8 protein-coding genes are annotated in these 7,501 nt (G+C 64.4%); 4 read left to right on the forward strand and 4 right to left on the reverse strand.

The genetic code is table 11. The annotated features are described in order from the left end of the window. Position 1: 1 nt before the first annotated feature. From RT424_RS12590 to RT424_RS12605, 4 genes are all read left to right on the forward strand, one after another. Entirely contained in the window at positions 2–727 is a 726-nt protein-coding gene (locus RT424_RS12590) for a SprT family zinc-dependent metalloprotease (RefSeq protein WP_313438511.1), read from the forward strand. A gap of 83 nt (positions 728–810) precedes the next feature. Beyond that, complete coding sequence (locus RT424_RS12595) at positions 811–1,320, forward strand: hypothetical protein (protein WP_313438514.1); 510 nt, start codon at positions 811–813, stop codon at positions 1,318–1,320. Next, entirely contained in the window at positions 1,317–2,303 is a 987-nt protein-coding gene (gene ribD / locus RT424_RS12600) for a bifunctional diaminohydroxyphosphoribosylaminopyrimidine deaminase/5-amino-6-(5-phosphoribosylamino)uracil reductase RibD (RefSeq protein ID WP_313438516.1), read from the forward strand. The genes RT424_RS12595 and ribD overlap by 4 nt, the downstream gene beginning before the upstream one ends. A 2-nt stretch (positions 2,304–2,305) precedes the next feature. Next, positions 2,306–2,923: a riboflavin synthase gene (locus RT424_RS12605; RefSeq protein WP_313438518.1), complete on the forward strand. Its 618-nt coding sequence runs from the start codon at positions 2,306–2,308 to the stop codon at positions 2,921–2,923. 103 nt (positions 2,924–3,026) lie between these two features. Here the strand turns inward: RT424_RS12605 and RT424_RS12610 are convergent, their stop codons facing one another. The 4 genes from RT424_RS12610 to RT424_RS12625 all read right to left on the reverse strand — a co-directional run bounded on the left by RT424_RS12610 (position 3,027) and on the right by RT424_RS12625 (position 7,378). Then, positions 3,027–4,205, reverse strand: a complete 1,179-nt coding sequence (locus RT424_RS12610) for an aromatic amino acid transaminase (RefSeq protein WP_313438521.1) — start codon at positions 4,203–4,205, stop codon at positions 3,027–3,029. 231 nt (positions 4,206–4,436) lie between these two features. Continuing rightward, positions 4,437–5,177 carry a DUF1134 domain-containing protein gene (locus RT424_RS12615; protein ID WP_313438534.1) on the reverse strand — a complete coding sequence of 247 codons (741 nt, stop codon included), beginning with the start codon at positions 5,175–5,177 and terminating at the stop codon, positions 4,437–4,439. 416 nt (positions 5,178–5,593) lie between these two features. Beyond that, on the reverse strand, positions 5,594–6,694 hold the full coding sequence (locus RT424_RS12620; protein ID WP_313438524.1) for a tyrosine-type recombinase/integrase: 1,101 nt from the start codon (positions 6,692–6,694) through the stop codon (positions 5,594–5,596). A 210-nt stretch (positions 6,695–6,904) separates the two neighbouring features. Further along, positions 6,905–7,378: a hypothetical protein gene (locus tag RT424_RS12625; protein ID WP_313438526.1), complete on the reverse strand. Its 474-nt coding sequence runs from the start codon at positions 7,376–7,378 to the stop codon at positions 6,905–6,907. Positions 7,379–7,501 lie beyond the last annotated feature (123 nt).

The raw sequence follows: 7,501 nt of genomic DNA on the forward strand, positions 1-7,501 counted from the left end.
CGTGCTGGACTGGCTGCGCCGCGATCCCCGCGAAGACCCGGTGCTGGACATTGCCGGTCGGCAGGTGCCCGTGATCATACGCAGGTTGCCCCAGGCCCGGCGCATGACCATGCGCCTCGCACCGGACGGCAGCGAAATCCGGATTTCGATCCCGCGCTGGACGCGCACCGAGGATGCGCTGGAATTCGCGCGTTCGAAGCAGTCCTGGCTGGCGATCCAGATCGAGGCCCTGCCGCAGGCGACACCGCTGGGCGACGGGGAGACGCTGGACTTTCGGGGGCATCGCTTCGTGGTCCGTCACGACCCGGCCCTGCCCCGCCGCCCCGTGCCGGACGATGGGGCGCTGCTGGTCGGCGGCCCGGAGAGTTCCCTGGCATCGCGGCTGAAGCGCTGGCTGGAAACGGAGGCGCGTAGCGCGCTTACCGAGGATCTGGCCGAATATTGCGCCCGGGCCGGGCAGCACACGCCGCCCTTGGCGCTGTCCAGCGCCCGGCGGCGGTGGGGCAGTTGCGCAGCCGACGGCTCGATAAGGATCAACTGGCGATTGATCATGGCGCCGGATCCGGTGCGACGCTCCGTCGTGGCGCACGAAGTGGCGCACCTTGTGCATTTCGATCATTCGCCGGCATTTCATGATTTTCTCGGCAGCCTGTTCGAAGGCAGCGTACCTTCGGCCAACCGCTGGCTGAAGGAGAACGGCCGGTCGCTCTATATCCCGTTCGGTTGATTGGTCCGCCCACCTTCATGCGGGCATGGCAAAATGCGAAGCGCGCATTTCCAAACCGCACATAAACCACTACATAGCGCGGCATGGCCCTGTTCAAGCGTTCCGGATACTGGAAAGACGTCAATCCCGTCGGCATGATCGCGGATTTCCGCGAGGTGTGGAAGCAGGCGGGCAACAACCGCTGGCGTATCGCCGCCGTGTCCGCCGCCTGCACGTTCTCGGTCTTCTACCTGATGTCCACCCAGGAAGCGCGCGGACCGCATCCGCCACCCAAGGTGGTCTACATTTCCGTGCTTCCGGCCCATCGTACCGAAGAACAGATCCTGGCCTCCAACATCGAGAACCAGAAGCGCAAGGAGGCCTGGGCCGCCGAACAGGCCAAGCGCGACAAGGAAGTGCGGGACATCTACAAGACCATCGGCCGCTACTCCGGGATGGACGTGGACAAGATCGCCCGCGACGCGGAAGTCGAGGAAGCCGCGCGCAAGAAGGCCGAGATGGAGCGCATCGGCAAGCCGCGCCTGCCCGAAGGCCGCACCCTGCCGCAGATCGACCAGGTTCCCACCGGCACGGCCGAGCGACCGCTCCCGTGAAGGACGACGCTGGCTGGCTTGCCGCCGCTGCCGCGCTGGCAGCGCGGGCGCGTCCGGACAGCCGCCCCAATCCGGGGGTCGGCGCGATCCTGGTAAAGGACGGAAAGGTCGTTGCGCGGGGCTGGACGCAGCCGGGCGGGCGTCCCCACGCCGAAGCGGTAGCGCTCGCCGCTGCCGGAGAGGCGGCGCGCGGCGCTACGCTCTATGTCACGCTGGAACCCTGCGCGCACAAGTCCGCACGCGGCCCGGCCTGTGCAGACCTTGTCTGTGCCTCCGGCTTGGCGCGGGTGGTGATCGGCTGCATGGACCCCGATCCGCGCACCTCGGGCGCGGGTCTATCGCGCATCCGGGCCGCTGGAATCGAGGCCGGCCACCTCCGGTCCGCCGCTTGCGAGCGGAGCCTTTCCGGCTACCTCGTTTCCCGGCGCCTGGGCCGCCCCGAAGTCACGCTCAAGCTGGCGCTCTCGCTCGATGGCTGCATCGCGCTCGCCAGCGGCGAAAGCCAGTGGATCACCGGGCCCGAGGCCCGTGCACATACGCATGCCATGCGCGCCTTTTCCGATGCCATTCTCGTCGGTGGCGGCACCCTGCGCGCGGACGCGCCGCGTCTGGACGTGCGCCTTCCGGGGCTGGAAAGGCGCAGTCCGCAACGCTTCGTCCTGACGAGAGGCGATGCACCGCAAGGTTGGCGTGCCCTCCCCTCGCCAGAGGCCATCGCCGGTCTGGACGGCATCCAGTACCTGTTCGTCGAGGGCGGTGCCGGCGCCGCCACAGCCTTCCTGCGGGCCGGGCTGGTCGACCGGCTGCTGATCTATCGCGCGCCGATCCTGCTTGGCGGCCGCCCCGCTCTTTCCGACTTCGGCCTGTCCGCCCTGTCCCAGGCCCATGGCCACTGGCGCCTGGCCGAACGGCGGCAGCTTGGCATCGATACGCTCGAAGTCTACGAGGCCGCAAACGCATCTGAGCAACCGCTCGAAAGGTAAGCATGTTCACCGGAATCGTCACCGCCATCGGCCAGATCCGCGAAGCCCGCCAGACCGGCGACTTGCGCGCGGTCATCACCTGCCCCTTCGATCCCGCCGGCATCGCCATGGGCGCTTCGATCGCCTGCTCGGGCGTCTGCCTTACCGTGGTGGACAAGGGCGGCGTTGCGGGAGACGCCTGGTTCGCGGTTGATATTTCGGCCGAATCCGTATCACGCACGGTCGAAGGCCGTTGGGCCGAAGGCACCAGCCTCAATCTCGAACCCGCCCTAAAACTGGGTGACGAACTGGGCGGCCATATCGTTACCGGCCATGTCGATGGCGTGGGCACCATCGTCAGCGTCACGCCGGAAGGCGATTCGAAACGGTTCGTGATCGCCGCTCCAAAGGAACTGGCGCCCTATCTCGCCCCCAAGGGATCGATCACGGTGGACGGCGTATCGCTGACGGTCAACGAAGTCTCTGATCAGGCCAACGGAAGCTGCCATTTCACGCTGAACATCATCCCCCACACCTCGGACGTGACCACGATCGGCGCACTCGGGGCGGATGACGGCGTTAACCTGGAAATCGATGTCCTGGCGCGCTACCTCCAGCGCATGCAGTCGCTGCGCGGCTGAGACACGAAAAACGCCGGCGCCGCAGGTGAATTCCGCGAGGCCGGCGTCTTGTTCATGAAAAGCGAAGCGGGCCGATCCCTCAAGGAACCGGCCCGAATTCCTGTCAGGCCGTGACGTCCGCGACGGCGGCGACGAACTTGTCGATATTGCCCATGGTCAGGCCAGCGACGTTGATGCGTCCCGAACCGGCCATGTAGATGCCGTGCTTCTCGCGCATCGACAGAACCTGATCCTTGCTCAGGGGCACGATCGAGAACAGGCCGTTCTGGCCGCCCATCGGCGTCATGTCCACCGAACCGGCGGTGCCGGCGGCGGCAAGCCGCGCGCGAACCTGGCGCATGCGCTCACGCATCTCGTCAAGCTCGGCGAGCCACTGTGCCGTCAGCGCTTCGTCCTCAAGGATCAGGCGAACGGCAGCGCCGCCATGATCTGGCGGCTGCGACCAGTTGGCGCGCGCCAGGTTGTGCCCGTTCGACATGACTTTGGCCAGATCGGCCGGGTCTGCCACCATGGCGTAGAGGGCGCCCACGCGATCGCGATAGAGCCCGAAGTTCTTATCGCAGGAATAGCAGATCAGCGCTTCCGGCACGGCCACCAATACGCGGCGCAGCCCGTAGGCGTCTTCTTCCATGCCCATGCCCAGGCCCTGATAGGCCAGGTCGAGGATCGGCAGGATCTTGGCGTCGGCGATGAGCTGGGCGATCTCGTCCCACTGCTCGTTAGTGTAGTCGATACCCGTCGGGTTGTGGCAGCAGCCGTGCAGCAGGATGGCGTCGCCTTCACGGGCATCGGCAAGTGCCGCGCGCAAGGCGTCCATGTCGGTCTGGCCCGACGGCAGAGCATGGTTGAACTCCACCACGTCAAGGCCGAGGTCCGCGCAGATCTGGGCATGGTTGGGCCAGCTGGGCGTGCCGACGACGATCCGCTGGTAACCCGCACGCTTCACCATGGCGAGCGCCAGACGCAGCGAGCCGGTGCCGCCGGGGGTCTGCATACCTTCGATACGGCCGCCCATGTCGGCGGTGTCCTTGCCGAAGATATAGGGCATCAACGCTTCCACGAAGCCCATGTCGCCTTCCGGCCCGAGGTAGGCTTTCGAATCCTGCTCGGCGACGAGCTTCGCTTCCGCCGCTTTGATCGAGCGGAAGACCGGAGTGTCGCCTTCGCCCGTACGATAGACGCCGACACCAAGGTCGATCTTGTCTGCGCGCGGATCTGCGTTGTGGAGCTTGATGAGCGCGAGAAGCGCGTCGGCGGGCTGTTGCTGAAGGTTCGTAAGCATGGCGCGCGGGGCCTTAGACCGAGCAGGAACGGCGCGCAATGCCCGATCGACCGAGAATTGCCGAGAACACCGAAAAAAACGTGGCAATCGCCTTTGCGGCCCGACGAAAGCGAAACTTTGTTTGAAAACAGGCGCTGGCGGCGCGCATCGCGGCAAGTGGGCGCGCCGTGAAGCAAGGGAAGCGCCGCCAGACACGACGCCCCCTTCCACCGAAAAGCATGCAATCCTGGTTTAGAAGGGCATCCAGCTCTGCTTGTGCGTGAACTTCATGTAGCCGATGTTGGCGCCCAGTCGCAGGCCCGCGCCCGCGCGAACGGGAATCAGCACCACGTTGCCGCGGCGAAGATAGCTGACGGTGAAACCGCCGACCAGATAGGCCTGTCCCTCACCCGCACCGAATCGATGATAGAGGTCCTCGGTGTCGTAGAGGTTGTAGACCAGAACAAAAGCGTTGCCGGCATTGGCGCCGGCGTCGAAGCCGATTGACGGCCCGGTCCAGTAGACCGGCTGCTGGCCTTCCACTTTATGATAGAGCGTACCCGAACCATATCGCAGCCCGACGGCGATAGCGCCGCCGCCTTCGCGGCCGATGATATAGCCGTTGGGCTCACCCTGCTTTTTCAGCAGGTCTTCGATCACTCCGGCAAGGCCCTTCGCGCCCTTGCCGAAAACACCCTCGGCAGCGCCGATAAGGTCGTCCTGACGGTAGGTGGTCGAATTGTCCGCCGGCAAGCCTGTCGGCGCCGCCGGAGCGGCCTCGGACCGATACTCGGAACCGTTCGCGGTCGATTCCACGGGTGTTCCGTTGCCGGGGTAGCCGGGGGCCGCATCGACGGGGGGCTGGGATTCCGCAGGGGGGGCGTAAGTCGTCCCCGCGGAGCCGGAATTGAGATCGCTGTCGATCGCCGCGTCGGGATCGACGGTGGTGACTTGCGCCATGGCCGGGGCGATCGGTGCGAACAGGACGAACATCGCCGCCACGGCCGTGCCGATCTTCCGCGACAAGCCAACCGGCGCCCCCCTGGCGGCGATTTGCGTGGTGAATGACATCTGGTGGCCCTCCAATGGCGATCCCGAATTTTCGTAATGCAGTTACGCTCTAGGCGCACAATGCGTCATGTCACTAAAGAATCCAGAGCGCCTGACCCCGCAATGAACGGGCGACAGGGCGAGTCGGTTTTGCGGCAGGCCGAACCCCGCAATATCGCGAGTTCCGCAAACATTTCCACAGGTACGAAAAACTGAGTCACGACCCCCTTGCCGAGCCACCCTACCCCCGTTATACGGCGCCTCCTAGGCCGCATGCGGAGACGTGGGTGAGTGGCTGAAACCAGCGGTTTGCTAAGTCTCCGATCATTTTTCCAGCATCGCTAGCAAACCCGCAGAAATCAAACATTTTCTGCACTTTCGCCGTTTGCAAACCGCTGTTCTCGTGCCTCATTATGTGACACCCCATGTATCGCCGCCTGCCTTTCGCTAGGCTTCAGGTGGTCGAGGTACAGCTCGGTCGTCTTGACCGATGCGTGCCCCATGATCTGCTGCAACTCGTATAGGCTACAGCGCTGTTTTCTCAGGGATTCCACCGCGAAAAGGTGGCGCAAATCGTGAAAGCGAAACACCCTGAACGGCAGGTCATCTTGTGCCCTCTTGCGTGCCACTCTGCGCACCGTCGAGTAGAATTGAGCGTCCACGTTTTTGAACCTCTCCCCAGCGCCTCTCCAGAACACGAATGGGCTCCTGAGGTACTGCGGCTGACGGTCGATAATCTCTATCGCCTTGTGGCTCAGAGGAACCTCGCGCGCGCGCCGGCCCTTGGTTCGGATCAAGCTGGCCGACATTCTGACGCGATCGACCTGGTTGTGGGTCAGGGAAGCGATTTCCTCCTGACGCATGCCGGTCTCGCGCGCGAACTCTGCCATCTCTACGAACCGGCTTCCGACTTCGAGCACCGCCGCGATACTGACGTGATCCGGCAATTCGATCGGGTCGCGCTGTTCCTTCAGGCGGCGCCGGTCATAGCTATGCGCCGGGTTCTCCGAGATCCAGCCTTCATCGATTGCACAGTCCAGCACACTCGACATGGCCGTGAGGTCGCGGCGGATGGTCGCATTGCTCACGCCCAGCTTGGCGCGGTCGCGAACGATCTGCCGGACGAGATCGATATCGATCCGCTGCACATCCTTGTCGTCAAGCCACGGGCGAAGCTGGCCGATGCTGACGAGGTAACGCTGGACAGTGCCCTCGCGCTTACCCTGCCGCTTGATCCAGGCATCCCAGGCGACAACTGCCTGCTGCCAGACGACCGCTTCCGCCGCGCCGTAATAGACACGGTTCTCGATCTCCTGGCGGATCGCCGTTATGCGCCTTTCCGCGACTGAGACAGAACGTGTTCGTAGGCTTTCGCGATATTCGACACCTTTGACCTTGAAACGCGCCCAGAGAATGTCGCCGCGGCGGTAGATGCCTTTCGGGAGTTTTTCGTCGGGCAAGGTGCGTGTCCTAATTTCGAGAGCAATACGGGGTCGTAGGTCCAGCGGCCGAAGACTTTTCGGGCGCCGGGAATTAGGCCGGATGCAGCCTTCTCCTGAAGGGTCCGGCGGTCAAGTCCGGTGAGGCGGGCAGCCTCTGCGGTGCGAATGCGCTCTGCCGTCACTCTCCCTCTCCTTTCATTGCAGGCCAGCGGGCGATGCTATGGGGGGTCATGGCTTTGACTCTTTTTTCGCACCGGCGCCCCGGGCGCGGCGCACCGTTTCCCATTCCCTGTTGATCGTTCCCATCTTCGGAACATCCTCCGGGAAGATACCCTGATGGCAATGAGGGCACGCAGGGACCATGTTCTTGCGCCGGAAGTGCTGGTCCATCTGTTTCGCAGCGATGCGGATGATGTTGTGCTCGCGCGCCTCTTTCACCTCGGCGAGTTGCCGCTCGATCTTCTTGGCGGCTTGATCGAACTGCTCGGTGATCAGCAGGAACGCGTCGAAGCCCTCGATGTCGGTCTCGCAATCCTTGCACCAGATGCGGCGTTCTCGCTGGTCGTAGACCAAGGGGCGATGATTACAGGCCGACACGGGGCGACGCGACATCCCGCGCGCAATGCGAAGATCGCCAATGTCGACGACCTTCAGCCCGGCGAGATATTCCTGCTCGACGACAGGTGGCGTCTTGTCGGTCATGCTGCCTGTCCAAACAGATCGACCTGCCCGAGCAACGGCCCCCACTGTTCAGCCATGGCCGCGGCAATGCCCGGGAAGAACCGGCTACGCTCCTTCGCGCGATCGGCGCCGGGCGGCATGCGG

The sequence above is a fragment of the Novosphingobium sp. genome (assembly GCF_032093395.1).
Classification (GTDB): Bacteria; Pseudomonadota; Alphaproteobacteria; order Sphingomonadales; family Sphingomonadaceae; genus Novosphingobium.

What these genes read in the sequence shown, in the direction of transcription:
- RT424_RS12595 (WP_313438514.1), top strand. Translation starts at nt 811, where the DNA reads ATGGCCCTGTTCAAGCGTTCCGGATACTGGAAAGACGTCAATCCCGTC.
- RT424_RS12605 (WP_313438518.1), top strand. Translation starts at nt 2,306, where the DNA reads ATGTTCACCGGAATCGTCACCGCCATCGGCCAGATCCGCGAAGCCCGC.
- RT424_RS12610 (WP_313438521.1), bottom strand. Translation starts at nt 4,205, where the DNA reads ATGCTTACGAACCTTCAGCAACAGCCCGCCGACGCGCTTCTCGCGCTC.
- RT424_RS12615 (WP_313438534.1), bottom strand. Translation starts at nt 5,177, where the DNA reads ATGTTCGTCCTGTTCGCACCGATCGCCCCGGCCATGGCGCAAGTCACC.
- RT424_RS12625 (WP_313438526.1), bottom strand. Translation starts at nt 7,378, where the DNA reads ATGACCGACAAGACGCCACCTGTCGTCGAGCAGGAATATCTCGCCGGG.